Source organism: Corynebacterium sp. HMSC055G02 (assembly GCF_001809065.1).
GTDB lineage: Bacteria > Actinomycetota > Actinomycetes > Mycobacteriales > Mycobacteriaceae > Corynebacterium > Corynebacterium jeikeium_D.
Window position 1 is genome coordinate 70922 of record NZ_KV795633.1, and the last position, 24575, is coordinate 95496.

The following is a 24575-nucleotide window of genomic DNA, read 5'->3' on the forward strand; positions in this document are numbered from 1 at the left end:
TCTTTCCTACTTGTGCGTGTCGACGTCGATGTCGACGATTGTGAACTCTTCCCCCGAGATTACGCGTCCCGGCTTTCCACACGTGGGGCACAGCAGGCCGTCGAGTGGCCCCACCTGTTCGCGATGCCCGTGCGCGCATTCGACAACCGCAGGTACCCAGTCAATATCCAATTTCGCGTCCCCCAAACCGGTATCGCGACTGACGAAATCCCACGCGTATGAAAGGGTTTCTGGCACAACCTGCCGTAGAGCGCCTATCCGCAGGTGCACAGTGCGTACAGTTCGACCTTCGGCTGCTCTCGTGACAACCTTCGCTAACTGCATGCTCAACGCTACTTCGTGCACAATCTCCAAACTAGCAGTGCGAACGGACCCGAGCCGCTTACGTAAAGTTGAATGCATGGAAAAGGCAGGCGCGACCGGGGCGGGGATGGGTACGAGCATTCAACGCATTCGCTGGCGTATCGAAGGTATCGTCCAGGGGGTCGGATTCCGCCCTTTTGTCGCCACCATCGCCCGGCGCGCGGGTCTCGTCGGCTTCTGTGGCAACGATGAGCAGGGCGTATTCATCGAGGTAGAAGGCACGTCGGACGCCCTCGCTGCCTTCCGCAGCCAGCTTTTCACCGAACTGCCGGCGCTTGCCCGCATCATCAATCACTCCGCCGAGCACATCGCGACACTGGGCCATGAGCGCGAGTTCACCATCGTGCCCTCTCGCCACAGCTACTCCGGCCGCGCACTGCTTCCGCCCGACACTGCACTGTGCCCGGACTGCCGCCGTGAGTTTTTCGACCCTACCAACCCGCGCTACCTCTACCCTTTCATCTCCTGCACCAACTGCGGACCGCGCCTGTCCATCATCACTGAACTGCCCTACGACCGCCCGCGCACCACTATGGCGGCCTTTCCGATGTGCACCCCGTGCGAGCGCGAGTACACCGACCCCACCGACCGCCGCTATCACGCTCAGCCAATCAGCTGCTTCGACTGTGGCCCGCGTCTGAGCTGGCACGATGCAGGCGGCACCACCACCGCCACCTCCCGCGAGGAGGTTCTCGCGCTCTTTCGTCGCGCACACGCACTGCTTGACGACGGCGCCCTGCTCGCCGTCAAAGGTATTGGTGGTTTTCACCTGGTCTGCGATGCCACCAATGACGCTGCCTGCGAGAAACTACGGATGCGCAAACGTCGACCCGACAAACCGTTGGCGGTAATGGCCCCCACTGTTGACACTGCTGCCCAACTGGTTGAGTTAACTGAGCAGGAGAAGCGTTTCCTCGACTCCCCTGAGGCACCGATTGTGATTGCACCGAAGCAGCGGTCGGGGCCGCTTTCCAATCTCATCGCACCGGGCCTCGACAGCTTCGGGATTATGCTTCCGTACTCAGGCATTCACCTGCTGCTTTGCGATCGCCCGCTCGTGGTCACCAGCGGCAACCTCAGTGGCGAGCCCGTGTGTACCGACAATGTCGATGCGCTGAAGAAACTCGGTCACATCGCCGACGCTTTCATCCTCCACGACCGCGAAATCCACGTACCCGTTGAAGATTCGGTTTTCATCGGCACCGCCCCATCACGCCGGTCCCGCGGCTTCGCTCCCGTCCCCGTTTCAATCACGCCCACCGATTCTCGTAGCCACACTGGCCCTGGCCCTGGCACTGACACTGGCCCTGGCACCAGCGCCCGGAACACGTCCCAACCCACCATTTTCGCGACCGGCGGAGAGCTGAAGAACACTTTCGCTATCGCGCATGGGGACCTCGCTCACGTCTCCGCGCACATTGGCGACATGGGTTCGTGGGCCAGCCAGAAGGCCTACCAGAGAGCAGTTGACCAGCTCCTTTCCATGCGCGATGCGACCCCGGATCTTGTCGTCTGCGATCTTCATCCGGGCTACGCCACTACCGCCTTCGCCGAACGCTTCGCCGCCGAGCACGACATCGAACTCCTCGCAGTTCAGCACCACTTCGCACACGCGCTCTCCCTACTCGCGGAGCACCGTCTCCTCTCCCCCAATGCGGGTCGCGCCGTCGTCGCCACCCTCGACGGCACCGGCTACGGCACTGATGGCACCATCTGGGGCGGCGAGATCCTCACGCTCAGTCGCAGTTCCGCAAACTGGGAACGCACCTGGCACTGCCCCACTTTCCCGTTGGTCGGCGGAGATCGCGCCGTCACACACCCGTGGCGGCTCGCCCTCGGTCTCACTCACGCATGGGAGCTTAACGACGACCACCTTGTGCGCAACCTCTCCAACGAGCGCGAAGTAGCCCTGGTTAAAAGCCAGTTGGCGACGGGAGTTGGCACAGTGCAAACTTCATCTCTCGGCCGCATATTCGATGCCGCCGCAGCACTGCTGCTTCCTCGCTGGCGCGGTGGCGGAGCCATCAGCTACGAGGCGCAAGCGGCCATGGAGTTGGAGGCAGCGGCGACTCGCTACGTGAGGTCACATGCGGAAGCGCTTGGAGCGGTCAGTTCAGAGACCAAGCCAGTGCCCTTCCAGGACGTCATTCGGGAAGCGGTAGCTTCGCCTGACGCTGAGCAGGCCGCATTTGTGTTTCACGGTGGGGTCGCGGGTGTCGTCGGCAAGCGATTGGTGCAGGCTGCGGAGGAAGCCGGCACCGATGTTGTCGGCGTCAGCGGGGGTTGCGCGAATAATGCGCTGTTGATGGAGCTGCTGCGGCGCGAAGTTGCAGCTGAGGGCATTACTCTGTTGCAGCATCAAATTGTGCCGCCGGGCGATGGCGGATTGAGTCTTGGTCAGGCGGTGGCCGGCCGCCTGCTGGCGGCAACGGGCATGGATGTCTAGCAGATGCGCGGCAGCGGGTCGCCGACCAACATGTCCACCATGCGGGTGCCACCGAATCCGGTGACCAGTACCACGGAAGCGGCGGGCTCGTCCTCGATGGAGCCGATATCACAAGCCTCGGAAGCCCCGGCTGCGTGGAGCGCACTGAGCGCTGCCTCGGATTGCCCGGCGGGGACAACGGCGACGAAGGTGCCTTCATTGGCGACGTAGAGCGGATCTATGCCGAGCATGTCACAGGCGCCACGGGTCATTTCACGGACCGCAATGGAATCGTCGTCAAGTACGACACCAAGACCGGTGCCACGGGCGAGCTCGTTGGCGACCGTGCCGAGGCCGCCACGAGTGGCATCGCGCATCCAGCGAGTGCCGGGGGCAGCTTCAAGTAGTGCCTCGACCAGGCCGTTGACGGCACGGGTATCGGACTCGATAGGCGCGGCCAGAGCCAAGTCGCCGCGGGCGAGCATGACGGCCATGCCGTGATCGGCGATTGGACCGGAGACGAGGATGCGGTCTCCGGCCTCGATGTTTGCGTAGACAGATCCTTTCGTAGCGGCACCGGCGTAGTCGCCGCGGACCACGCCCATCCCGGCCGTGGTGATGTAGACCTGGTCACCTGCGCCCTTCGGCACAACCTTGGTGTCGCCGGCGACGATGCTCACCCCTGCGGCATCGGCAGCGACGCGCATACTCGCCACAATGCGGCGCAGAGTCGCAATCTCCAGCCCCTCTTCCAGAATGAACGATGCGGTCAGCGCCAGGGGCCTGGCTCCAGCTACCGCCAGATCGTTAATCGTGCCGTTGACGGCCAAATCCCCGATGTCGCCGCCCGGGAACTCGATGGGATTGACCACATAGGAGTCGGTGGACATTGCCAACCGCGCCCCACCATGTGCAGAAGCTGCCGCAGCCTCGACGACGGCTTCGGCAGCGAACAGCCCGGAGTCGCCACCCTGCCCTAAAATTTCATTGCCATAGGCGTCGAAAAAGACCTGTTCAACCAGAGCTGCGGAGGCCTTTCCACCGGAGCCGTGTTGCAAGGTGACGTAATCGTCGAGAAGCCTGAACGGACGTGCCCGAACGCGACCAATATTGGTGTTTACCTTGGCTTCGTTGGTGTTCAGACGATTCTTCGGCTGCATGCTCACTATCCCTAACTTCACAGCTGGTGGCGGACAAAACTGCTTGCGTCACTCGTCCTTCGAAAACGAGGTTCGCTGCCTCTGATGGTAGTCTCGATAAGTATTGCAAACGAGGAGAAGCGTATGTGTCTTGGTGTCCCTGCCGTCATCACAGAAGTCCACGATGCTGCCCGTGCAACAGTGGAAATTGGTGGCGTCGCACGCATGATTTCCACCGATTTACTTGTTGACGAGAACCTCACCGCCGGTGACTGGGTTCTCGTACATGTCGGTTTCGCCATGAGCAAGATCGACGAGGAAGAAGCCAGACTTTCGCTCCAGCAAATCAAACAGCTAGGCGGCGACACTTACGAGGATGAGCTGGAATCCTTCTCATCGTCACAGATCAACTGAGGGGCTGGACGGCACCATGAAATACGTTGACGAATTCCGCGACCCCGCCGCTGCGAAGAAGCTGCTCGCACGCATTGAACGCGAGGCCACCAAGCTGGAAAAGCCCATCGCGCTGATGGAAGTCTGTGGCGGGCACACGCACACCATTTACCGTTACGGCTTGGAAAACCTCCTACCCGAGAACATCGAGCTGATCCACGGGCCCGGCTGCCCCGTCTGCGTCATCCCCATGGGCCGCGTCGACGATGCCATTTGGCTGGCACAGCAAGAAGACGTCATTTTCACGACCTTCGGCGACATGATGCGTGTTCCGGGGTCCGAAACGTCGCTGATGCAGGCACGTGCGCGCGGCGCCAATGTGCGCTTTGTCTACTCGCCTCTCGACGCGCTGAAGATTGCCACCGATAACCCCGATAAGCAGGTCGTTTTCTTCGCCGTCGGGTTTGAGACAACCGCCCCGTCGACTGCCGTGACCGTTGAGGCCGCGCGCCGGCAGGGGGTGGAAAACTTCTCCGTATTTTCCAACCACGTACTCATCGAGCCGCCACTGCGCGCCATCGTCAACGGCGGCGAAACCAAGGTCGATGGTTTCATCGGCCCAGGTCACGTGGCTACAACCACCGGCACGGACGCCTTTGAGTTCCTGCCGCGCGAGTTTAATCTGCCAGTGGCGGTCACCGGTTTTGAGCCATTGGATGTGCTCCAGGCCGTCGTCATGCTGCTGGATCAATTCGTCAGCGGCGACGTTGCTGCCGGTAAGTCGCGGGTGGACAACCAGTACGCGCGCGTCGTTCGCTCCTCCGGCAACACCACCGCGCAGAAACTTATGGACCGCGTCTTTTCTCTCCGCGACACCTTCGAGTGGCGTGGCCTCGGCTGGATTGAAAACTCCGGCCTCGGCATCTCTGAGGAATACGCGGCATTCGACGCCGAGCGTCGTTTCCAGGTGCCGGGGCGCCGTATCCCAGATCCCGTGACCTGCGAATGCGGTTCTGTGCTCACCGGCCACATCAAGCCCTGGCAGTGCGCGGTCTTCGGCACTGCCTGCACCCCGGCGACCCCCATCGGCACCTGCATGGTCTCCCCCGAAGGCGCTTGTGCGGCGTACTACAACTTCGGCCGCATCGATCGGAAGGTCACCGAGAACCTGGCGAAATCTCGCCGCTAGTTACTCCGTAATTCCCGCTCGCGCGAGCGCTGCCACGGCTTGCTTTACGACGGGCGCGTCAATCATTTCACCATCGAGCTGGAAGGCGCCGGTATGCGTTCCAGCGTGCTTGACAATCTCCCGGGCGCGGGCCAGCGTTGCGTCCGACGGCTTGTATGCCTTACGCACCGGTGGCACCATCGCCGGGTGAATACAGGCAGTAGCCAGGAATCCGCACCCCACGGCATCGAGAGCCTCTAGGTACTGGCCGCGCTCATCGCGAAAGTCAGTATGAACGGCATCAATGGCGGCAATACCCGCCGCAGCTGCATGGACCTGAACAAGTGCTCGCGCCAGACGCTGCGGGTCTCGGTAGTGGCGACGTGGGTTTTCATCCACACTCTGCCGCGAGGACACCCCGCCGAGTTCGGCGGTCAGGTCTTCGGCACCCCAGAACAGACCCACAACGTCCGGGTGGGTGGCAATCTGCTGGATATTAATCATGGCCTGCGGGGTTTCAATCATCGCGATGATCTTCAACCCCTCGAGCTCTGCGGGGATGGAGTCTCGAATCTTGGGCACCATGACGATGTCGTAATCACATGCACGGGCAAAGGCGACATCCTCCGCGAAGGTCGGAGTCCCGGGACCGGTGATCCGAAGAATAGTCGTCTCCGGGTCGAGCGGATTGTTGATGATGTTCGCACGTGCCTGCTCGTGATTGTCAACGGCAGCGCCGTCTTCCAGGTCAATGATGACCATGTCCGATCGTTCAGCAGCTTTCTGGAAACGTTCCGGACGGTCAGCCGGGGCGAAGAGTAGCGCCGGGCCAGAGGGAAGCCAAGGGAAGGTCTGTTCACCATCGAGGGAGCTAAAGCCTGTCATAGCTCCTAACCTAATTGAAAACTCGAATCACCTTCGCGCAGGGGCTCCCCCAGGAGACAACAAAACCCGCGTTGTGGCATCCATAGAGTGGAAACCACAACGCGGGCTTGCTGAGTTTTTCAGCCTTTCGCGATTAGTCGCGGTACAGCAGCAGCGCATCGCCCTGACCGCCGCCACCGCACAGGGACACACCAGCGCGACCCGAACCGCGACGGTTCAGCTCCATCGCAGCGGTCAGAGTCAGGCGGGCACCAGAGCAGCCAATCGGATGGCCGAGGGCAATCGCGCCACCGTGGATGTTGGTCTTCTCCAGCGGGTAGTCCAGCTCACGCAGGGACTTGACGGCCACCGCACCAAATGCCTCGTTGATCTCGATGAAGTCGAGCTCCTGCGCGTCCCACTCAGCGCGACGCAGGGCCTCCTTCAAAGAGTCCGCAGGCTGAGCGTGCAGGGAGTTATCCGGACCTGCGGTCTGGCCAGCCTTGCCCACAACTGCGAGGTAGTCCAGTCCGTGCTTTTCTGCGTAAGCACGCGATGCCAGCACAACTGCTGCGGCACCGTCGGAAATCGGCGAGGAGTTACCGGCAGTGATGGTGCCGTTTTCCTTCAGGAAGACCGGGCGCAGCTTAGCCAGGGTCTCCACCGTGGTCTCCGGGCGAATGCCCTGGTCGGTGTCGACAACTACCGGGTCACCCTTGCGCTGCGGAATCTCGATTGGAGCGATTTCCTGCGCGAAAATACCGTCTTCCTGCGCCTTAGCCGCACGCTGGTGAGAAGCGGCCGCAACCTCGTCCTGCTGCTCGCGGCTAAGGCCGAGGTCGCTGTTCGGACCGTCGGTAAGCGTACCCATGGACACACCATCGAAGGAGTCGACCAGACCGTCGCGCTCCAAGGTGTCCTCCAGCTTCAGCGCACCGAAGGACTTGCCCTGACGAACACCGCGTGCAACGTGCGGAGCGTGCGTCATGGACTCCTGACCACCTGCAACAACGACGTCTGCATCACCGAGACGAATCAAGCGAGCGGCGTGAATGACAGCGTTTAGGCCCGAGAGGCAGACCTTGTTAACGATCTCAGCAGTCGTATTCCATGGCAGACCCGCCTTAATGGCGACCTGTCGAGCCGGGTTCTGGCCAGCACCTGCGAGAATCACCTGGCCCAGAACGACGTGCTGAACCTCTTCCGGGGCAACACCGGAACGCTGGACAGCGTGCTTGACAGCATGAGCGCCAAGTTCGACGGAAGTAAGCGGTGCCAGCTGACCGAGCAGCTTGCCCTGCGGGGTGCGGGCACCAGCGAGGATAACGACATCATTCGGGCTGGGAGCTGGAAGGTTACTCATGGATGGATTCTCCTAAGTCAAAACTGATGAGTGTGGACTGACCATGATTGCTGCGTATTTAATTCTCGAGGTCAACCACGTATGCGGCTTCGGTGTTGGCCTCGATATCTGCCAGCGTCACCCCAGGTGCCAGCCTGCGTAGCACCAGGTGATCATCAGCGACATCGAAGCTTCCCAGGTTGCTAATAATCCTTTTCACTACTTTTGCACCTGTGAGGGGCAGTTCGCAGGCTTTTACCAATTTTGGTTTGCCATCTTTGGAAACATGATCGGTCAAAACCACCACTCGAGGGGTACCGGCGACCAAGTCCATCGCACCGCCCATGCCCTTGACCATCTTTCCCGGAATCATCCAATTGGCCAGGTCACCGCACTGGCTCACCTCCATCGCACCCAACACGGCCATTTTCACGGCACCGCCGCGAATCATGCCGAAACTGGTGGCGGAGTCGAAGATTGCCGCGCCCGGCACCAATGTCACGGTCTGCTTCCCCGCATTGATGAGGTCAGCATCCTCTTCGCCTTCATATGGGAAGGCACCCATTCCCAGAATTCCGTTTTCACTCTGCAGCAGAACGCGCACGCCTTCGGGAATATGGTTTGCCACCAGTGTCGGAATGCCGATACCCAGATTCACATAGTCGCCATCGCGCAGCTCTTCAGCGGCCTGCTGTGCCATCTCGTCACGGCTCCAGCCCTTGTCCATAATTGTCTTCGCAGGTGCCATTTAAATCTCCTCCCCTGCTGCCGCGTCACCGGCATCGTGGCTGGAATCGGTATTGCGTGGCCGAGTTGTGCGCTTTTCAATGAGCTTCTCGCGTCCGTCACCGCGAACGATGTGCTGGATATACACACCCGGAGTCATCACCAGATCCGGGTCGATCTCGCCGCGGCCAAGCAAGTACTCCACCTCTGCAACGGTCACCTTGCCGGATGCTGCGCACAGCGGGTTGAAGTTCTGCGCGGTCCGGCGATAGACAAGGTTGCCGTCAATATCGCCGTGGTAGGCGTGCACCAGGCCGATGTCGGCAACGATGCCACGCTCCTGCACGTAGGTCTGTCCGTCGAAGTCGGCGTGGGGCTTGCCCTCTGCAACGAGCGTGCCGACGCCGGTTGCGGTGTAGAACGCGGGAATACCTGCGCCACCTGCGCGAAGACGCTCTGCCAGAGTGCCCTGTGGGGTGAACTCCACCTCGATTTCTCCTTCGAGGTACTGGCGAGCAAACTCCTTGTTCTCGCCGACGTAGGAGGCCACTACCTTTGCCACCTGCTTGTTCTCCAGCAGAATGCCGAGCCCAGTACCGTCAATGCCCATGTTGTTGGACACGATGGTGAGGTCTTTTGCCCCGGAGTCGCGCACGCCCTCGATGAGGGTATATGGCACACCGCAAAGGCCGAAACCGCCGACTGCCAGGGTCATTCCATCAGTGACGAGGCCTGCGACAAGCTCGCGACCGGTCTGATCAGTTGTTTTTGACATTGTTCTACACCCAGCCCAGGATTCGCGGAGCCATCTCACGCATCTCAACCTTGCGAACCTTGCCCGACGCGGTCATCGGAAACTCCTCGACGACGTGGACGTAGCGCGGAATCTTGTGACGCGACAGCTTGCCGTGGGCAAAGGCCGCCACGTCCTCAGCGGTGAGGTCTTCCACATCGTCGTGCAGAATTACCCATGCCATGATTTCTTCGCCATACTTGTCATCCGGCACGCCGATGACCTGTGCATCGACAACAGCCGGGTGAGTGAACAGGAACTCTTCAATCTCGCGCGGGTAGATGTTCTCACCACCGCGGATGAGCATGTCCTTGATACGTCCGGTGATGGACAGGTAGCCCTCGTCGTCAAGCACACCCAAGTCGCCGGTGTGCATCCAGCCGTCGGCGTCGATGGCCTCGGCAGTCTTTTCCGGGTGCTCCCAGTACTCCTTCATCACGGAGTATCCACGGACGACGACCTCGCCCTGTTCACCTCGTGGTAGGGTCTCGCCGGTTTCTTCACAGATGATGCGGGCTTCCAGGTGCGGCATGATCTGCCCGACGGTGTTGACGCGCTTTTCCAGCGGGGAATCCGCGCGGGTCTGGAAGGACACCGGCGAAGTCTCGGTCATGCCGTAACAGATGGCAATCTCACGCATATTGAGCTTGTCCATCACATCACGCATGGTCTTCGACGGGCACGAGGTACCTGCCATCACACCTGTGCGCAGCAGCGACAGGTCGTAAGGGGAGCCGTATTCCTCCTGGTCGTGGGCTTCTTCAAGCTCATTGATGAACATCGTCGGCACGCCGTAGAGGCTGGTGGCCTTAGCCGAGTGCACAGCCTTGAGCGTTTCACGCGCCTTAAACGACGGAGCCGGAATGACAATAGCGGCACCGTGGGTGAAGGCAGCGAAGGTGCCAATCACCATGCCGAAGGTGTGGAAGAACGGCACCGGCACACAGATGCGGTCGGCCTCGGTGTAGCCCAACAGCTCACCGATGAAGTAACCATTGTTCAGCAGGTTGCGGTGCGTCAGCGTAGCGCCCTTGGGAAAGCCTGTCGTGCCCGAGGTGAACTGGATGTTGATCGGATCATCCGGCTTCAGCTGGGAGGTGTACTCGCTCAGGTCATCGATTTCGCTGTGCATGTGCTCGTACCACTCGGAGGAGCCGAAGTAGATGACCTTGTCCAGGCGCACACCGCGCTGCTTGGAGGCCTCGATCAGCATGGTTCGGTAATCGGAGTCCTTGTAGCGGCGGGCGGCAAACACCATACGCACACCTGCCTTTTCCAACACGTAGTTCAGCTCGTGCTGGCGGTAAGCCGGGTTGATGTTGACCAGCACCAGGCCGATGTGGTGGCAGGCGTACTGCACCACGGTCCACTCCCAGCGGTTGGTGGACCAAATGCCGATACGATCTCCTGGACGGTAGCCCTCACGGATGAAAGCGCTGGCCAGACGCAGAACTCGGTTGTAGAAACGCTCAAAGGTAAAGGAGACATCCGCGTAGACGTCAACGACGGCGTCGCGAGACGGGAATTTCTCCACAATCGCACGCAGGTTCTCACCGAGAGTCTCATCGCGAAGTGGAGCGGCACCTTGCTCGACACCGGCGCCGAACACGTGGCTCATCTTGTTGCCATCGGCATCGACAACATCCTTGCCGTATGGTGCCGGCACAGTGGTGAAGCCCTCCGGCAGCTTCGAAGGATCAGCAGTGCGCTGTTCTGCGTGGTTCTTCAATGTCGCGGTCATGGGGAGATCTCCTTGGTTTAAGTGACTCCGCATAGTGCGGAGTGTGAGAGGGAATTGTGTTCTTTAGGGGGGATAAATCAGTGGTAGTTACCGGCTGTGGGACTAACCGGTTACAGCGGCTCGCCGAGCAATGGCTTCTGCTTGACGGAAGAGCGGCGCATCCACCATCTGGCCGTCTAAACTGAAGGCACCGGTGTTCTTTTCCGCTTCCGCCAAGAGCCGACGCGCCCAGTCAATCTCCTCGTCGCTAGGGCGATAAGCCTGGCGGATTGTCGGGACCTGACCTGGGTGAATACAGACGGTGGCAGCGAATCCCAACGCAGCGGCATCGGCTGCCTCCGCAGCTAGCCCATCCGCGTCGGAGATATTGACGTAGATGGAATCCAGACTGGCCTTACCGTGCGCCGCTGCCGCCAGGTGAACGTGGCTGCGGGTATGTACCGCCACACTGCGGTAGCTGCCCGCATAGATACGGCCCGGCGCGAGTGCAGCCTCTGCTTCGCTAAAGCGTGATGACGTTCCCGCCAAGCCCGCCACCAGGTCCTCTGCGCCCCAGAACAGCGCAACGACGCCATCGGCCTGCGCCAGCTCTTCGGCGCGCATGACCCCAAGCGGAGTTTCGATAAGGGCAATGACCTGGGTCTTCTCCCCCAGTGCCGCTACCAACTCATCCACTTGCTGCGCCGAGGAAGCCTTGGGCAGCATCACCTGGCGGAAAGCGGTGCCACGCAGCATGTCAATATCCGCTGCGTAGTCCTCAACCTCCGGTGGATTGACACGCACAATGGTGCGGGCCGGATCGAGGTCACAGGAGACGATAGCCTCGCGGGCAGCCTCACGGTTTTCTGCGCGACAGCCGTCCTCCAGATCCAGAATCACCATGTCGGCGCGGTCAGCAGCTTTGCCGAATCGCTCTGGCCGATCGGCCGGCGCAAACAGAATTGCAGGGCCCAGCGGCTGCCAGGAGTTATGCGTAGACATGAGCCACTCACTTCCCCGCTGAAGCTGCGTTCTCGGAGCCGTCGTCAAGCGAAGTCGGTGCGCATTGGACGAGCGTGGAACGGACTGCGCGGCAGACGACGGTGCCGTCCTGGTTGCGTCCGATGTGCTCGAGCTCGACGATGCCCTGGTTGGGGCGGGACTTGGACAGGCGCTTGTTACGGCAGACGGTCTCTGCGTACAGGGTGTCGCCGTGGAACATCGGTGCGGGAAACGCCACTTCGGTGAAGCCGAGGTTGGCGACGATGGTGCCGAGCGTCAGCTGCCCGACAGACAGCCCGACAACCGTCGACAGCGTCCACATCGAATTGACCAGGCGCTCGCCTCCGAATCCCGGCTGCTGGCTCGACCAGTGCGCATCCAGATGCAGTGGCTGGGTGTTCATGGTAAGCGTCGTGAAGAGGACGTCATCGGTTTCAGTGACGGTTCGCCCCGGACGGTGCAGGTAACGCGCGCCAACCTCGTACTCTTCGAACCACAGTCCGCGCTGGACGACGTCGTGGGTGACTTCGGTTGCGTTGTTGTCAGCCATTTTTACAGCCCCAATCCGCGCGCGATCAGCATGAGCTGCACTTCTGTGGTGCCCTCGCCGATCTCCAGGATCTTGGAGTCGCGGTAGTGGCGTGCCACGCGGTACTCGTTCATGAACCCGTAGCCGCCGAAAATCTGCGTCGCGTCGCGCGCGTTGTCCATCGCAGCCTCCGAGGCAATCATCTTGGCGATGTACGCTTCACGACGGAACTCTGCGCCCGCGGCCATCTTTGCGGCTGCGTCGTACCACGCCATACGTGCGGCATGCGCACGCGCTTCCATTCGTGCGATCTTGAAGGAAACGGCCTGGTACTCACCAATCGCACGGCCCATGGAGTGGCGCTCCTTGGCGTGGCGGACCGACTCATCAACACAACCCTGCGCAGCACCGGTGGCAAGCGCTGCGATTGCGACACGCCCCTCGGCCAAGATGGACAGGAAGTTAGCGAAGCCGCGACCACGGGTGCCCAGCAGGTTCTCCTGCGGGACGCGAACATCGGTGAAGGTCAGTGGGTGGGTGTCGGAGGCATTCCAACCGACCTTGTCGTAAGCCGGTTCCGCGACAAAGCCCTCCGTGCCACTCGGCACGATGATGGTAGAAATCTCCTTCTTGCCATCTTCCTTCTGGCCGGTGACTGCGGTGACAGTAACCAGCGAAGTAATATCCGTGCCGGAGTTGGTGATGAACTGCTTGGCGCCGTTGATGACGAAATCATCGCCGTCTTCACGGGCTGTGGTGCGGGTGGCGCCGGCGTCGGAACCTGCATCCGGCTCGGTGAGACCAAAGCCAGCGAGCTTCTTACCAGCAGTCAGCTCGGGCAGGTAGATCTCCTTCTGCCTGTCATTGCCGAAGTGGAAGATTGGCATGGCGCCCAAACCAACGCCGGCTTCCAGGGTGATAGCGACCGACTGATCGACTTTAGCCAGCTCCTCCAGGGCGATACCGAAGGACAGGTAGTCACCGCCCATGCCACCGACTTCCTCGGGGAATGGCAGACCGAACAGGCCCATTTCGCCCATCTGCGAGACAACCTCGTACGGGAAAGTGTGGTTGCGGTCGTGCTCGGCGGAAACCGGGTCGACAACTTCGTTGGCAAATTCGCGAACTACTTTCTGCAGTTCCACGTATTCGTCGTCGAGGATGGCGGTTGCAATCTTGGTGCTTTCGGACATGATGAGTGCTCCTTAAAAGATTTTGTAGGTGTGGGACTTGATTGGCGTTAGACCTGGTTGGTGCGTTTCGTGTGGGTTTTTATTCCTCGGCTTCGGCCACAGTGATGACCGCCAGTTGCTGGTCACCGGTGACCTGATCGCCCGGCGCGACGGTGAAGCTAACCTCACCTGCAATTTCGGCAGTGAGAGTGTGCTCCATCTTCATGGCCTCCATGACCAACAGAGCCTCACCAGCTTCGACGCGGGCTCCCTCCTCCACCGCCAACGCGATAATCGCGCCGGGCATCGGAGCTTGGATGACGCCAGAGCCACCTGCATCGGCTTCGGCACCGGTGGTGACTACCTCGGTGCGGGGCAATACCCAGGTGCCGTGGGCACCGGCGACGACGTACTCTTCGTGGTTCGCCGACCCCGCATTGTCGATGGTCTCGACCAGGAAGTGCTGTGCGACTCCGTCGCGGACGATGCGCAGATGTTCCCCGTCGCGAAAGACCGAAACTTTGTAATTTCGCGGTTCTGGAACGTCGATATCTTCGTTCTCCGCTTCGGCCGACAGACCTGCGACTACGTCACCGACAACGACGTCAGCACTCGCCGGGGTGCCCACAATCGAGATCAGACGCGAGTCCTCCCCTGCCCCAAAGCGAATGCGCTGCGCGGCAGGCGCACTGGCACGCCAGCCATCCGGGGTCAGCCACGGTGAGTCGGTGGCTTGTTCAAAGCGGGAAGTCAGCCAGTCCATCGCAGCGGCGAGGTAGACATCGTCCGGTGTTTCGGAGGTGGCGAAGCCTTCCGCCACGCGGTCGAGCAGACCGGTATCAAGATCGCCGGCGCGAACCTCGGGGACGTTCAGCAGGTAGCGACAAAAGTCGATATTGACTCCGACACCTGCGACAACGGTGTCTCCGAGCGCTCGGTCCAACCGCTCGAGCGCCTGCTCACGGTTTTCCCCATGGGAGATGATCTTCATCAACATCGGGTCATAGAGAGATGAGACCTCGGAACCGTCGACAATGCCGGAATCCACCCGGATTCCCGCCCCGCTCGGCTCGACGACACGTGTGACCGTGCCACCGGTGGGCAGGAATCCCGCCGCCGGGTCTTCGGCATACACGCGAGCTTCAATCGAGTGACCGGTGAGAGTTACATCTTCCTGAGCAACCGGCAGTGGGCGTCCCGAGGCAATGTCAACCTGCAGCGCCACCAGATCCAGGCCGGTGACCTGCTCAGTCACGGGGTGCTCAACCTGCAGGCGCGTATTCATCTCCATGAAGAAGAACGACGACGGGTCCTTCGCCGGCACAATGAACTCCACCGTGCCCGCGCCGACGTAGCCGACCGAGCGGGCCGCGTCACAGGCCGCTTCACCAATTGCGCTGCGCGTTTCCTCATCCAGCAGAGGGCTCGGTGCTTCCTCGATGACCTTCTGATGGCGTCGCTGCAGCGAGCACTCACGCTCGCCCAAGTGGATTACATTGCCGTGTTTATCTGCGAGAATCTGCACCTCGATATGCCGCGGGGTGTCGACGAAGTGCTCGATGAACAGGGAGTCATCGCCGAAGGCACCCGCCGCTTCACGACGGGCCGTCGCGAGCGCAGCCGGCAGGTCAGCAGCGTTTTCCACGCGGTGCATCCCCTTGCCGCCACCGCCTGCCGACGGCTTAATCAGTACCGGAAAGCCAATCGATGGGGCTGCCTCAATGAGGTCCTCGTCGCTAAGCCCGGGGCGAGACAGACCCGGCACGGTGGGAACATCGCGGGCTTCGACGGCAGCGCGGGCGGAGATTTTGTCACCCATGGTGTTGATGGCACTGGCCGGTGGGCCAATGAATTCAATACCTGCTTCCTCACAGGCGGTCGCGAAGTCTGCGTTTTCAGACAGAAAGCCGTAACCGGGGTGGATTCCGTCTGCGTCGCAGCGGCGAGCGGCATCGATAATCTTGTCGATAACCAGGTAGGACTCACGTGCCGGAGATGGGCCAATGTGGATGGCCATATCCGCCATGCGGACGTGAGGGGCGTCGGCATCGGCATCCGAGTAGACCGCGACGGAGCGAATTCCGTTGTCACGAAGGGTTCGAATAATGCGGCAGGCAATCTCCCCGCGGTTTGCGACCAATACGGTACTCAGGCTGCCGCCAGCTGCGTGGGGCTGCGTGTTGTGCGCTGTCATGTGCCCTGTGTTTCCTTTCCAGAAAATGCGGTGTCGAGAGTTTTTAGCTGGTTACTACATGCGGAAGACGCCGAAGCCCTGTTCATCCAGGGGCGCGCCACTTGCCACATCGAGGGCCATGCCAAGAATTCGGCGGGTATCTGCGGGATCGATGACACCGTCATCCCACAGGCGAGCCGATGAGTAATAGCAGTGCGACTGGCGCTCAAACTGCTCGCGGATCGGAGCTTCAAACTCCTCCTGCTCTTCCTGCGACCAGCTCTCACCTGAGCGTTCAATCTGGTTGCGACGAACCGTCGACAGCGTCATCGCCGCCTGTGGACCGCCCATGACGGAAATGCGAGCATTCGGCCACATCCAGAGGAAGCGCGGCGAATATGCGCGACCGCACATGGAGTAGTTGCCGGCGCCGAAGGCACCACCGATGACTACGGTGAACTTGGGCACGCGGGTGGTAGCCACGGCGTTGACCATCTTGGCGCCGTGCTTTGCGATACCGCCGGCCTCGTATTCGCGACCAACCATGAAGCCCGTGGTGTTCTGCAGGAATACCAGTGGGATGCCGCGCTGATCACACAGCTCGATGAAGTGCGCGCCCTTCTGCGCAGATTCCGCGAAGAGAATGCCGTTGTTGGCGATAATGCCGACGCGGTGGCCGTGGATGCGGGCGAAAGCAGTGACCAGGGTCGTACCAAATTCGGCCTTAAACTCCTGGTATTGACCTCCATCCACAATAATTTCAATAACCTCGTGAACGTCGTAAGGCACTTTGGCATCGACGGGGACGACATCGTAAAGATCGGTCTGGTTGCGAGTCGGCGAGACGGTGGATTCTGTGTCCCACGGAACTTCCGGGTCCTTGGGGAGCGTTGCGACGATATCGCGGACACGACGCAGTGCGTCGGCATCGTTAACCGCGAGGTGGTCAGTAACGCCGGAGGTCTTGGAGTGCAGTTCGCCGCCACCGAGTTCCTCTGGTGTGACATCTTCACCAGTTGCAGCCTTAACCAGTGGCGGGCCTGCCAGGAAGATGGTGCCCTGGTTTTTCACAATGACCGCTTCATCGCTCATCGCCGGCACATAGGCGCCACCGGCGGTACAGGATCCCATCACGGCGGCAATCTGCGGAATCCCGCGAGCGGAAAGGTTGGCCTGGTTGTAGAAAATGCGACCGAAATGATCGCGATCAGGGAAAACTTCATCCTGGTTGAGAAGCATGGCCCCGCCGGAGTCGACCAGGTAAATGCACGGCAAGTGGTTAAGGCTGGCAATCTCCTGTGCGCGCAGGTGCTTCTTGACAGTCAACGGGTAGTACGTTCCGCCGGAAACGGTTGCGTCATTGGCTACAACCAGGCAGCGACGACCTTCGATGATGCCAATGCCGGCGATGACGCCAGCAGCCGGAACCTTGCCGCCATACATTTCGTGGGCCGCTAGCGGTGCGACCTCAAGGAAAGGGCTGCCGGGGTCAAGCAGTTGGTTGATGCGCTGACGTGGCAGCAGCTTACCGCGGGAAATATGGCGAGCACGGGCACGTTCGGAACCACCGCGTGCTGTTGTGCTAAGCAGCTCTTTGAGCTCTGCGACGAGCTCTTCGTGGCGCTGTCGGTTGGTCAATGCTGGAGCGTGAGTCATGGGCGAAATACTTTCCGTTAATGACTATTAACTTTCTTGACGAAAAGATTAATGTGACCCCAGTCACCTCACAACAAATTTTGTTTCTTAGACCACACTTTCACCCCCGGAAGTCTTTTATGCAGCTTGAAATACACACCTCTCCCCGAGGTCGCAACATGTTTCCAATAGAGATTTATGTTTCCCCTAGAAATCTGTTTCGGGGGTGAATTCAACTGAATGTGAGCGCCCTGCACCGCACAACAAAGCCGCCTGACCTCACACTGCTGAGCACAGTGAGGCCAGACGGCAGAAGAATGAATACGGATTATTGGTTGTTAATGCCCAGCGCAGCGAGGGCCATCTCAAAGGCATTTTCCCTTGTCGCCTCGGGGCCCGCCCATTTGAGCACATGCCTGGAAGAGTTAATCAACCCAGCGGTGAGCTGGACTTTAAGCTGCGCCTCGTCGGAGGTGAGTTCGGGCTGTAGTTCACGCAGAGCGTCCACCCATAAGACCATGTAAAGACGCTGCAAGGAACGCACTTTTGCGCTCTGCTCTGGCGCCAGATTTCCCCCTTCGCGCTCTTGGACACGAATGCGATCGGGCTCCGTGACTGCAAAATGCACGTGATGCGCAAGGAGGCCCCGAAGAGTCTCCTCTGGCTCCCAATCATTGCTCTTTGCTCGATCGAGAACTGCTCGCGCACCATCGACAAGTCGGATAGAAATATCGATGAGGATCTGCGCCAACAGCTCTTCCTTGCCGCTGAAGTAACGGTAAAGAGCTGGGCCAGAAATGCCGACAGCGGAGCCAACATCCTCCAACCGAGTCTGATGAAACCCTCGGTCGGCCAGGATCGCAGCAGCAGCGGAGAGAATCTCTGCTTCTCGACGCCGTCGCGCTTCGGTTCTACGTGACATAAGCCCTTATGTTAAACGCATTGGAGCCATTTCGTCTGCATAATTATCACCAGCGCCTGCCCTCAGCGTGTGTTCACATAGACCACGGCTCGACAACAGACACACATCCTCGCCCACAGGTCCCCACACGTCCGGGTAGAGAAAAACCGCCGAGGTGACAGTTAGCACCGCGGCGGTTAGCCCCTAATCCAGTAAGGAATTAGTGGAAGAAGTGACGAGTACCTGTCATGTACATGGTGACGCCAGCTTCCTTGGCAGCAGCTATGACCTCTTCGTCACGGATGGAACCACCTGGCTGGACAACTGCCTTCACACCGGCATCAATCAGGACCTGCAGACCGTCAGCGAACGGGAAGAAGGCATCGGACGCAGCGTAGGCCCCCTGAGTACGGTTTTCTCCGTCGGCAAGCGTATTTGCGCGCTCAACGGCGAGCTTTGCGGAGTCCACGCGGTTGACCTGGCCCATGCCGACGCCGACGGTGGCGTTGTTCTTGGACAGCAGGATGGCGTTGGACTTCACAGCGCGGACGGAGCGCCATGCAAACTCGAGCTCAGCCAGCTCTTCAGCATTCAATGCCTCGCCGGTGGCCAGCTCCCAGTTCTCCGGCTTATCACCCTCTGCCTGGTAAGTATCCGGATCCTGGGTGAGCAGACCACCCGAGATAAACTTGTTCTCGGTGGTCGGTGCTTCGTACTCGGCGACGAGAATACGCAGATTCTTCTTGGCCTTCAGCACCTCAACGGCACCGTCTTCGTAGGACGGAGCGACGATGACCTCGGTGAAGATGTCCTTGACCTGTTCGGCCATCTCAACGGAGACCTCGCGGTTGACGGCAATGACACCGCCGAATGCGGACATCGGGTCACATGCGTGAGCTGCGCGGTGAGCTGCGGCGATGGACTCATCCGAGACTGCGATGCCGCACGGGTTAGCGTGCTTGATGATTGCCACACACGGGCGCTCGTGATCCCAGGCGGCACGCCATGCGGCGTCGGCATCCTGGTAGTTGTTGTACGACATCTCCTTGCCGTTCAGCTGCTTGGCGTTTGCCAGCCCCTTGGTACCAATGCGGGTCAGAGTTGCCGACTGGTGAGAGTTCTCGCCGTAGCGCAGCGGAGTCGGAGTGGATCCCTCAGCGCCACCGAGCTGCTCAACAAACCAGTTGGACACAGCTGCGTCGTAATCAGCGGTGTGCAGGAATGCGTCGCGAGCGAACTCACGGCGCTGCTCGAGGGTGAAGCCGCCTTCCTTCACGGCGGTAGCGACATCGCCGTAACGAGCCGGGTCGACGACGATGGCAACCGACGGGTGGTTCTTCGCCGCAGCGCGAACCATCGACGGGCCTCCAATGTCGATCTGCTCCACGCATTCGTCGTAGGAAGCGCCCGAGGCAACGGTCTCCCGGAACGGGTACAGGTTAACGACAACGAGCTGGAAAGCCTCCACACCGAGCTCCTTCAGCTGAGCCAGGTGGTCTTCCTTGCGGGTATCAGCCAGAATGCCGGCGTGAACACGCGGGTGCAGCGTCTTCACGCGGCCCTCGAGGCACTCCGGGAAACCAGTGAGATCCTCAACCGGGGTCACAGGCACGCCAGCTGCAGCAATCTTGCCAGCCGTGGAACCGGTGGAAACGATTTCCACGCCAGCCTCGTGCAGGTCGCGAGCCAGCTCCTCGAGCCCAGTCTTGTCGTAGACGCTAATCAGAGCGCGCTTGATCGGTTTACGCTGCGTGTTGTCGTTGGTCATTTCAGATAAGCCTTTCGTCCGTCACGCTCAATTCCGTGATCGGCAATCGAGTGCAATACATCAACCAGGAGTCGGCGTTCGACAACCTTGATTCGTTCGTGCAGGGTCTCCACCGTGTCGTCGTCCTCGACGGCCACTGGCTGTTGCGCCAGAATCGGCCCGGTGTCCACTCCATTATCAACGATATGCACGGTCGTGCCGGTGACCTTCACCCCGTAGTCAAGTGCATCCGGTACCGCACGCGCCCCTGGGAAGGACGGCAGCAGCGCTGGGTGCGTATTAATGATGCGATTGCTGTAGGCCTCCACAAATGATGGCCCCAGAATGCGCATGAAACCCGCCGAGACAACGATATCCGGCGAAAAACTGTTCACGGCCTCTAAAACACGAATATCCCAACCTTCTCGGTCCTTCTTTGCCTCAGCATCGAAAGGCACCCGAAAAGTTGGGATATTGAGGTTTTGAGCCCTCTCCAGCGCCGGACAATCCTTGTCCGAACCAACCGCGACAATCTGAACCTTTTCAGCGTCCAGCAGTTCCAGCATCGACTGCAAAAGGGAGCCCAGGCCAGAGGCCAGGACTACGATGCGGAGCTGCTTGCTGGAGGAATTATTGTGCGAAATTTCTGCGACGGGCTGTGCTTCAGTCACGGCGTTTAGCTTACCCAGCCCGGCAGAGACCCCAAATTCCGCTCCCCCTAAGTTGGCTTAGCTCTTTTGGCTTGACGACGGTTCCCCGTCGCCGCCTTCCTCCGAGTCTTCGGTGTCCTCATCGGATTCGTCCTCGTCGGTCGCATCTACTTCGCCCGATGCTTCTCCGCCTGCGGCGCTTTCTGAATCCTCTTCAGAGTCGTCCGATTCCTCAGCGTCTTCTGAAGTGTCTTCAGACTCAGCACCGGACTCTGATTCCTCCTCTGTGTCGGACTCGGCTTCGTCTTCGGAGGTCGCTTCATCTTCGGAGGTCGCTACGACTTCCCCGTCGACAATCTCCTCCGACTCCTCCGAACCGCTCCCGTCATTGTCGGACTTATCGGCGTCGCCGGCATCCTCAGCCTCAGCATGACCGTTTCCATCTCCCGCAGGCTTCGGCGGGAACTTCTCGGCGGCCACTTCCGAGACTCCCTTGTTCCTACCAAGTGACGGCACACCGGTCATCGCAACAACCACGATGGCCCCCGGAACAACCAGCCACATCGAGCCGAGCAGTCCAGTCAGCCACCAGGAGGCACCGGCCCACCCAAAGATGCCAACCTCACCGCCGAGCAGCCAAGCCAGCCCCATGAGGAAGATGATCGACCACACGGCAGCGAGAACGACGACCAGGTAGGGCTGCTTCGGTGCAGATTTCTTCAGGAATGCCACGACGCGCCAAGCCGCAACGGCTGGCGGTAGCACAATCAGCACTCCGAAAGCCCAGTGCACCAGCGACTGAGGCATGGCAGCCAAAATCGGCAGCGGTGGCAGCTGAGCCGGGTGCACTGCGAACAGCCCAGCCTCCGCTGGCCCAAACGTCGATTTTCCGCCCACCAGCACACCGACAGCACCGAAGGCCACATTTGGCAGGTACAGCAGCGAGAGGCCGCTGACCGCAACACTTTCACCGACGGTATCCGTGATTGCAAATGTCTCTGCCAGCAACTCTCGATGCCAAATCAGCGAAACGAGTGTCACCACAACACCGGCCAGCCACAGCCATGCCACGTAGCTGCCCGCCAGACGGGCCGACCCGAGCAACCACTCCGGCAGCTTCCGGCGCAGCAGTAGTGCACGCAGCAACCGCTGCCCCATTCCCAGCACCAAGGCCACGAGATTTACAAGCAGCGCGGCTGCAATCGCAAGGCCGAAACTAGGGGTCTGAACGCGGGGAAACACCTTCGACGCGTCGTAAAGCATGAGCCACGCGATGATGGTGAGAACAATGGGCGTGCCCAGATACGCGCCGACCAACGCGCGGACATCCTTGATGCTGATGCGGTCAGCGACTTCGCGGCGTACACGCCAGGCGATGAACAACACCATCAGCACCGCGGGCAGTGCTGGTGTGAGCCCCAGCGTCGTGCCGTTAAAACGGAACGGCGCGAGGTTAAAGATCATCCACATCGACGCGATACTCGCTGGAAGCGGAGACATTCCAGCGCCACTGACGATGACGCCAATCAGAGCTACCGAGATGATGAACAGCAATACGACGCCGTAAGAACCGGCAACAGACAGCCCAAACCGGCGTGTACGAGGCGAGTTAATGAAACGACGGAACCCCGAGGGACGCCCCTTGCGTGACGACGTTCCGGAGCCCCCCGCTTTCATCTTCGTCGTGGCGGCTCGATTGCTGTCGGCACCGACGCTGCGCGCACCGCCAGTCTGACCGGCCTGCGTATTCTGCCATGCGCGGGCAGTGCGCTCGCTGCGGACGCTACGGGAACCCCCGCCGCTGCCACCGGCACCGGTGCGGCTTCGCCGATTTCGATCGCTACCGGAGGAACCTCTCCGCGAATCCGCGCCTTTCACAGTGACATCGTCCTTCCCGCGTCTAATCATTGACAGCTGATTGCCCACCTATATAGATAGGGTGCCACGCAAGGGTGCGTCACAGCCATGGCCATATAGTGCCATACATACAACGCCTCTTTGTTTAGGCATTGCAGAGTCTAATTTGAAGGTACGGATCCCAGGACGGACGGTATCCGTTGAGTCCGATCTCCTTTTGCCCCCTCCCCCCAAAGTGGCTTCACCTTTGGTTTCCATTTGTCAACGCCGATGGGTTACTTTTTGCCACCCCCGCGACCACACCCTTAGTTCACCCGGAAACTACTTGCCGATCCCCCTACCCAGCCCCTCGATTAAGGGGCATCCGCCATAAATCCCCTGGCAACACACCGGTTGCGCTTCACCGGATCCGTGATACAAGACAACAGCCCCACGGCCACAGCACGGCCCTATTGAACTGAAACTGACGAATCAGCGAACAAGTTCTCTAAAAACAAGTTGCTTGCCCTATATCGAACCGTTATTATCGCAGAAGTTAGATAACAGTTGGGTTACAAAGAGTTTCGTTGGCAGGGAGATTGAAGTGACGTTTTTCAATGCTCGTCGCGGAGGCGGAAAGCACCGCAAGGTAGAGGTTTCCGCAACTTCTCGCGCAGCACTGGTCGCACTGTCCGCATCGACGATCGCTTCCTCCAACGCGGTCGCCCACGCAGCTGAGACCGAGAATAAGGCTCCGGAGAACTCAGCTTCGACTCAGACCCGCGCTGCTCAGCCGAAGAACAACGCTCCGATGGTGCTGGCCTCCAGCTCCTTCAATCCGAGCACTAACCTCAGCGACCACCTCGCTACGGCGTTGCAGTACAACCAGGAGCGCGTTGCTCGCGACCAGGCTGCCCGCGCTCCGAAACTCTCCATCCCGACCGTGGGGCTGCTGACCTCACCGTTCGGCTCACGCTGGGGAACCTTCCACTACGGTGTCGACCTGGCTAACGTCACCAACACCCCAATCATGTCCGTCATGGACGGCACTGTTATCGATGCAGGCCCGGCTCAGGGCTACGGCCAGTGGATTCGCGTTCGCCATGACGACGGCTCTGTTTCCGTCTACGGCCACATCGAGTCCATCTACGTTGCTGTCGGAGAAGCTGTCCGAGCTGGTCAGGTCATCGCCGGTATGGGCAACCGCGGCTTCTCCACCGGTACGCACCTCCACTTCGAGATCCACCCGGATGGCACCACTCCGGTCGACCCGGTGACCTGGTTCATCCAGCGTGGTCTGAACCTGAACTAATCAGGTATCGGCACAGGTACGAGCAAGCCTGGCCGCTCTGCGAAGGCCCTACCTGTGCACCGGCCCCTGTTTGACCGCGGCTGCAAGCCTCCCCTGATTAAATTTTTCAGAAACCGGCATCGCCGCCGGTACTGGGGCTTTACTCTTGACACATGGCAGAGACTCAAACATTCCGCATGTGGAAGAAGTTGGCTGCGACTCCAGTCGTCGGCAAGCGTCTATTTTCCTTAACCGCCGCATTGACGGCGCCATATTTCCGCACAATCTGTCCCAAGCTAGAGACGATGCAGCCTGGACTGGCGGTAGCGCGCATGCCCGCTTGGTGGGGCGTGCGTAATCACATTAAGTCCGTGCATGCGATTGCTGCGTGTAACCTCGCTGAATTCGCGATGGGCATGCTCTGTGAGGCCAGCGTACCGACAACGCATCGCTGGGTTCCAAAGGGCATGACGACGAACTACAAGCGCATCTCCGTTGGTGGCCTGACGGCTGTGGCCAAGGCTGAGTTGCCGGACTTCTCCACCATCACACCGGAGACTGGTGGGGTAGATTTTCCCGTCCACATCGTGCTGACCGATGCCAACGGCACCGAAGTACAAGATGCCACCATCAACTGCTGGGTGACAGCGAAGAAGCCTAAGTAGCCTCCACGCGATAGTGGCACGTGCACGGCCGCGGGTAGGGA

General features: G+C 60.2%; 21 protein-coding genes. 5 read left to right on the forward strand and 16 right to left on the reverse strand.

All coding sequences use genetic code 11. From position 1 onward, the window contains the following. Positions 1–6 precede the first annotated feature (6 nt). Positions 7–444: a hydrogenase maturation nickel metallochaperone HypA gene (locus tag HMPREF2547_RS00630; RefSeq protein WP_318155792.1), complete on the reverse strand. Its 438-nt coding sequence runs from the start codon at positions 442–444 to the stop codon at positions 7–9. Here HMPREF2547_RS00630 and HMPREF2547_RS00635 point away from each other — a divergent pair. Next, positions 401–2809, forward strand: a complete 2409-nt coding sequence (locus HMPREF2547_RS00635) for a carbamoyltransferase HypF (protein WP_083296837.1) — start codon at positions 401–403, stop codon at positions 2807–2809. The two genes, HMPREF2547_RS00630 and HMPREF2547_RS00635, sit on opposite strands and share 44 nt — an antisense overlap. On the opposite strand, the gene hypE is transcribed toward HMPREF2547_RS00635, so the two are convergent. Beyond that, positions 2806–3948 carry a hydrogenase expression/formation protein HypE gene (gene hypE / locus HMPREF2547_RS00640; RefSeq protein WP_049172775.1) on the reverse strand — a complete coding sequence of 381 codons (1143 nt, stop codon included), beginning with the start codon at positions 3946–3948 and terminating at the stop codon, positions 2806–2808. The two genes, HMPREF2547_RS00635 and hypE, sit on opposite strands and share 4 nt — an antisense overlap. 123 nt (positions 3949–4071) lie before the next feature. On the opposite strand from hypE, the gene HMPREF2547_RS00645 reads away from it, so the two are divergent. Both HMPREF2547_RS00645 and hypD read left to right on the forward strand, forming a co-directional pair. After that, complete coding sequence (locus HMPREF2547_RS00645) at positions 4072–4341, forward strand: HypC/HybG/HupF family hydrogenase formation chaperone (RefSeq protein ID WP_049172773.1); 270 nt, start codon at positions 4072–4074, stop codon at positions 4339–4341. A 16-nt stretch (positions 4342–4357) separates the two neighbouring features. Continuing rightward, a complete protein-coding gene (gene hypD / locus HMPREF2547_RS00650) occupies positions 4358–5509 on the forward strand; it encodes a hydrogenase formation protein HypD (RefSeq protein ID WP_049172770.1) in 1152 nt (383 codons plus the stop codon). Here hypD and HMPREF2547_RS00655 read toward each other — a convergent pair whose 3' ends face one another. The 14 genes from HMPREF2547_RS00655 to HMPREF2547_RS00720 all read right to left on the reverse strand — a co-directional run bounded on the left by HMPREF2547_RS00655 (position 5510) and on the right by HMPREF2547_RS00720 (position 22650). Continuing rightward, positions 5510–6373, reverse strand: coding sequence for an HpcH/HpaI aldolase/citrate lyase family protein (locus HMPREF2547_RS00655; RefSeq protein ID WP_070604421.1), 864 nt, complete (start codon positions 6371–6373; stop codon positions 5510–5512). Between the two features lie 133 nt (positions 6374–6506). After that, positions 6507–7715 (reverse strand): acetyl-CoA C-acetyltransferase, encoded by a 1209-nt coding sequence (locus HMPREF2547_RS00660; protein WP_070604422.1) that lies wholly within the window; start codon positions 7713–7715, stop codon positions 6507–6509. 58 nt (positions 7716–7773) lie between these two features. Continuing rightward, positions 7774–8442 (reverse strand): CoA transferase subunit B, encoded by a 669-nt coding sequence (locus HMPREF2547_RS10935; protein ID WP_005509864.1) that lies wholly within the window; start codon positions 8440–8442, stop codon positions 7774–7776. Next, positions 8443–9195: a CoA transferase subunit A gene (locus HMPREF2547_RS10940; RefSeq protein WP_016422175.1), complete on the reverse strand. Its 753-nt coding sequence runs from the start codon at positions 9193–9195 to the stop codon at positions 8443–8445. Positions 9196–9199: 4 nt separating this feature from the next. Beyond that, positions 9200–10954 (reverse strand): AMP-binding protein, encoded by a 1755-nt coding sequence (locus HMPREF2547_RS00675; RefSeq protein WP_016422174.1) that lies wholly within the window; start codon positions 10952–10954, stop codon positions 9200–9202. A gap of 102 nt (positions 10955–11056) precedes the next feature. Further along, complete coding sequence (locus tag HMPREF2547_RS00680; protein WP_069359444.1) at positions 11057–11935, reverse strand: HpcH/HpaI aldolase/citrate lyase family protein; 879 nt, start codon at positions 11933–11935, stop codon at positions 11057–11059. Positions 11936–11942: 7 nt separating this feature from the next. Then, positions 11943–12485, reverse strand: coding sequence for a MaoC family dehydratase (locus tag HMPREF2547_RS00685; RefSeq protein ID WP_069359443.1), 543 nt, complete (start codon positions 12483–12485; stop codon positions 11943–11945). Positions 12486–12487: 2 nt separating this feature from the next. Further along, positions 12488–13657 (reverse strand): acyl-CoA dehydrogenase family protein, encoded by a 1170-nt coding sequence (locus HMPREF2547_RS00690; protein ID WP_069359442.1) that lies wholly within the window; start codon positions 13655–13657, stop codon positions 12488–12490. A gap of 79 nt (positions 13658–13736) precedes the next feature. Further along, the gene (locus HMPREF2547_RS00695; protein ID WP_069359441.1) at positions 13737–15830 is read right to left on the reverse strand and encodes an acetyl-CoA carboxylase biotin carboxylase subunit; all 2094 of its coding nucleotides are present in this window, start codon (positions 15828–15830) and stop codon (positions 13737–13739) included. A 54-nt stretch (positions 15831–15884) separates the two neighbouring features. Next, complete coding sequence (locus HMPREF2547_RS00700; protein WP_049172754.1) at positions 15885–17465, reverse strand: carboxyl transferase domain-containing protein; 1581 nt, start codon at positions 17463–17465, stop codon at positions 15885–15887. Between the two features lie 307 nt (positions 17466–17772). Then, on the reverse strand, positions 17773–18366 hold the full coding sequence (locus HMPREF2547_RS00705) for a TetR/AcrR family transcriptional regulator (protein ID WP_016422168.1): 594 nt from the start codon (positions 18364–18366) through the stop codon (positions 17773–17775). A gap of 199 nt (positions 18367–18565) precedes the next feature. Beyond that, on the reverse strand, positions 18566–20113 hold the full coding sequence (gene purH, locus HMPREF2547_RS00710) for a bifunctional phosphoribosylaminoimidazolecarboxamide formyltransferase/IMP cyclohydrolase (RefSeq protein WP_016422167.1): 1548 nt from the start codon (positions 20111–20113) through the stop codon (positions 18566–18568). Next, the gene (gene purN, locus HMPREF2547_RS00715) at positions 20110–20763 is read right to left on the reverse strand and encodes a phosphoribosylglycinamide formyltransferase (protein ID WP_016422166.1); all 654 of its coding nucleotides are present in this window, start codon (positions 20761–20763) and stop codon (positions 20110–20112) included. Before purN ends, purH begins: the two co-directional genes overlap by 4 nt. Positions 20764–20820: 57 nt before the next feature. Further along, a complete protein-coding gene (locus HMPREF2547_RS00720) occupies positions 20821–22650 on the reverse strand; it encodes a cell division protein PerM (protein WP_070604424.1) in 1830 nt (609 codons plus the stop codon). Positions 22651–23182: 532 nt separating this feature from the next. On the opposite strand from HMPREF2547_RS00720, the gene HMPREF2547_RS00725 reads away from it, so the two are divergent. Continuing rightward, on the forward strand, positions 23183–23890 hold the full coding sequence (locus tag HMPREF2547_RS00725) for a M23 family metallopeptidase (RefSeq protein WP_016422164.1): 708 nt from the start codon (positions 23183–23185) through the stop codon (positions 23888–23890). 152 nt (positions 23891–24042) lie between these two features. Further along, a complete protein-coding gene (locus HMPREF2547_RS00730; RefSeq protein ID WP_038627827.1) occupies positions 24043–24534 on the forward strand; it encodes a hotdog fold domain-containing protein in 492 nt (163 codons plus the stop codon). The last annotated feature ends 41 nt before the right edge of the window (positions 24535–24575 follow it).

Bases quoted from the DNA above. Each gene is read 5' to 3' on its own strand.
- HMPREF2547_RS00660 (WP_070604422.1), bottom strand. From the start codon at position 7,715: ATGAGTAACCTTCCAGCTCCCAGCCCGAATGATGTCGTTATCCTCGCT.
- HMPREF2547_RS00705 (WP_016422168.1), bottom strand. From the start codon at position 18,366: ATGTCACGTAGAACCGAAGCGCGACGGCGTCGAGAAGCAGAGATTCTC.
- hypD (WP_049172770.1), top strand. From the start codon at position 4,358: ATGAAATACGTTGACGAATTCCGCGACCCCGCCGCTGCGAAGAAGCTG.
- HMPREF2547_RS10940 (WP_016422175.1), bottom strand. From the start codon at position 9,195: ATGTCAAAAACAACTGATCAGACCGGTCGCGAGCTTGTCGCAGGCCTC.
- HMPREF2547_RS00700 (WP_049172754.1), bottom strand. From the start codon at position 17,465: ATGACTCACGCTCCAGCATTGACCAACCGACAGCGCCACGAAGAGCTC.
- HMPREF2547_RS00635 (WP_083296837.1), top strand. From the start codon at position 401: ATGGAAAAGGCAGGCGCGACCGGGGCGGGGATGGGTACGAGCATTCAA.
- purH (WP_016422167.1), bottom strand. From the start codon at position 20,113: ATGACCAACGACAACACGCAGCGTAAACCGATCAAGCGCGCTCTGATT.
- HMPREF2547_RS00675 (WP_016422174.1), bottom strand. From the start codon at position 10,954: ATGACCGCGACATTGAAGAACCACGCAGAACAGCGCACTGCTGATCCT.
- HMPREF2547_RS00720 (WP_070604424.1), bottom strand. From the start codon at position 22,650: ATGATTAGACGCGGGAAGGACGATGTCACTGTGAAAGGCGCGGATTCG.
- HMPREF2547_RS00680 (WP_069359444.1), bottom strand. From the start codon at position 11,935: ATGTCTACGCATAACTCCTGGCAGCCGCTGGGCCCTGCAATTCTGTTT.
- HMPREF2547_RS00645 (WP_049172773.1), top strand. From the start codon at position 4,072: ATGTGTCTTGGTGTCCCTGCCGTCATCACAGAAGTCCACGATGCTGCC.
- HMPREF2547_RS00630 (WP_318155792.1), bottom strand. From the start codon at position 444: ATGCTCGTACCCATCCCCGCCCCGGTCGCGCCTGCCTTTTCCATGCAT.
- HMPREF2547_RS00695 (WP_069359441.1), bottom strand. From the start codon at position 15,830: ATGACAGCGCACAACACGCAGCCCCACGCAGCTGGCGGCAGCCTGAGT.
- HMPREF2547_RS10935 (WP_005509864.1), bottom strand. From the start codon at position 8,442: ATGGCACCTGCGAAGACAATTATGGACAAGGGCTGGAGCCGTGACGAG.
- HMPREF2547_RS00685 (WP_069359443.1), bottom strand. From the start codon at position 12,485: ATGGCTGACAACAACGCAACCGAAGTCACCCACGACGTCGTCCAGCGC.
- HMPREF2547_RS00690 (WP_069359442.1), bottom strand. From the start codon at position 13,657: ATGTCCGAAAGCACCAAGATTGCAACCGCCATCCTCGACGACGAATAC.
- hypE (WP_049172775.1), bottom strand. From the start codon at position 3,948: ATGCAGCCGAAGAATCGTCTGAACACCAACGAAGCCAAGGTAAACACC.
- HMPREF2547_RS00730 (WP_038627827.1), top strand. From the start codon at position 24,043: ATGGCAGAGACTCAAACATTCCGCATGTGGAAGAAGTTGGCTGCGACT.
- HMPREF2547_RS00655 (WP_070604421.1), bottom strand. From the start codon at position 6,373: ATGACAGGCTTTAGCTCCCTCGATGGTGAACAGACCTTCCCTTGGCTT.